Source organism: Parabacteroides sp. ZJ-118 (assembly GCF_011038785.1).
Taxonomy (GTDB): domain Bacteria; phylum Bacteroidota; class Bacteroidia; order Bacteroidales; family Tannerellaceae; genus Parabacteroides.
Genome location: NZ_JAAKDT010000091.1, coordinates 1 through 2,218 on the forward strand (window position 1 = coordinate 1; position 2,218 = coordinate 2,218).

Consider the following 2,218-nt stretch of genomic DNA (forward strand, 5'->3'; position numbering starts at 1 on the left):
GTCCCTGTTATCTTCCTTTTTCATAGTATAAAGATACCGAAATTCCGCGAATCAGGCAACTTTAAAGAGTTAATAAAAGTTATCAATTATCTGATCCACAAATATTGTAAGCGTTCGGTGAAAGCCGACTTGTTTGTATCACAAACAGCCTGCACCACTTATTTTAATAATTGATAAAGATTAAATATCACAAGGGTGACCTTGACAGGATTCAGATCATGTTCTCCTGTTTACCCAATTTTGGGGCAAAAGATTCTTCAACATATCTTCGGGAGTACCCTTGACATGATTCAGTACATACGTAAGCCATTCCACCTCATTGGCTCCCACCACACGACACGCACCGAAGAAGGAGTACATCATGGCCGCTCTTTGACAGGAATCGTCATTCCCGCAGAAAAGATAGTTCTTCTTGCCCAATACCATGCTCCTGATCTCATATTCTGTTCGGTTGTTGTCGATAGGCATTTCCGGGATATCCAGGTAGGCCGTCAACTCGTCATGATGACGTAACAGGTATCCGCAAGCTTCCGCCATCAGGCTTCCTTCCGGAACCTCAAGCAAGGTCTGTGCCGCCCATAACTTGAACTCGTCCCATAACGGACCGCCCAGCCGTTTGCGGAAACCGGTCTTTTCCTTGCCTGTCAGACCGTCACGCTTGATGACATCCTCCACATTATATATCAGCTGATATAAAAGGATGGCTTCCGAGGCGCGGGTGGGATTTTCCTTCAAAGCCTGTTCGAACTTACGGCGCGAATGGGCATTGCAGCGGCACAACAGCACACCTGTCTTGGCCAGCCAGTCATAACCGGCATAAGCGTCACACAAGAACGCGCGACATGAACTGTCAGCCAGGTAACCCTGAATGACCTTCTTGCCCCTGCTACCGCCGGGGGTAGTAAGAAATACGGGAATGTCCGTCAACAAGTCACGGAACACGACCACATAATGTTTGACCGTCCGATGTCTCTCATTGTCAATCACCGGAAACGGAGAACCGTCGCCGGCGAGGAACCGGGCGCCCATCACATCCTTCTTGAAAAGTTCGTAAAGAGGTCGCAACAAGTCGCATACCGCGGCGTGCCAACCGTTGATGGTGGAACGGCTGACCGTCCATCCCGCATCCTTGAGGACTCTCGTAAAACGGTAGAATGGAAGATGGAGACCGTACTTGTCGTGCTCCATCACGGCCAGCGTCTCGGGAGCCGCGTCGCTCTTCCAGATGGGGCTGTCCACCATGCCATGCTGGATGGGGGAGGATTCCTTGTCCGACTTCAAACGGTACAAGGGACGGACAAGAACCCTCACCACGACAGACAAGTTGCGCACGACAACCCATTCCTTGCGGTCTTCACCTATCTTGTCATAAAGGTCCGGATTCTCAAGATACTCCTCGGGATAAAGATATTCAGGCTCAAGGCGGATCAGGCTCTCCGGTATCTTGTTCCTGCCATGCGAGGGCTTGGCGTTCCCCTTGTCCAAAAGGATCTTTTCCGCCTTTACCTTCTCGTAATATCCTTTCAGAAAAGCACGGGAGGCACGGGCCTGTTCACGGACCTCATCCGTCAGCCCAAGGCGGTCGGCTATGGCATCCGAATACTTCACGTCGTCCTCGAACAAATGTCTCTCGCTTTTCTGAAGAAACACCATACGGACCAGATTGTCCACCTGGCGATTCTTGGACAACGCTTTCCTGGCGACCGACTCGATGGACTTCCTCACGCTTTTTTCCATGGACTCCTTCGCGTCGTCGGCGGTCCGGTCCAGAGAATCAAGATATCGGGCGATAAGGGAAGGATCCTTTTCCTTGGCATAGAGGCTCTTGAAAGCGTCAATCCCCGATTTGACGAGGGCATAGAAGCCGGACTGCGCCTTATGGAGTTCCAGATCCACACGCTCCTGCACCTCGCGTTCAAACTGGGCCATCAGCCCCTCCCAGGTACGTTCCATGGTTTCAAGCACCTTGCGGCGCTCCTCGTCAAACTTCGCCTCCAGGCTTGCCTTATATTCTGCGCACCCACGTTCCACCAGCTCATTACGAAGCACCTGTTCGGCCATGAGCCGCTCGTCCTTCTCGGCGGCGCTGGAGAGCGCCGCCCGGTACAAGGCCATCAGTTCGGCATATTTGGCTTCCGAAACATAGCCTTGGGGAGCTGTATCTTTATGATTGTCCATGACCGAATCCCTTTTTTATTATGGCATAAAGGTACAAAAA

1 protein-coding gene is annotated in these 2,218 nt (G+C 51.6%); it reads right to left on the minus strand.

All coding sequences use genetic code 11. From position 1 onward, the window contains the following. Positions 1-216 precede the first annotated feature (216 nt). Positions 217-2,178: an IS66 family transposase gene (locus G7Y39_RS13275; RefSeq protein WP_165157906.1), complete on the minus strand. Its 1,962-nt coding sequence runs from the start codon at positions 2,176-2,178 to the stop codon at positions 217-219. Between the last annotated feature and the right edge of the window lie 40 nt (positions 2,179-2,218).

Coding starts and splice junctions, on each gene's coding strand:
- G7Y39_RS13275 (WP_165157906.1), bottom strand. CDS start 2,178: ATGGACAATCATAAAGATACAGCTCCCCAAGGCTATGTTTCGGAAGCC.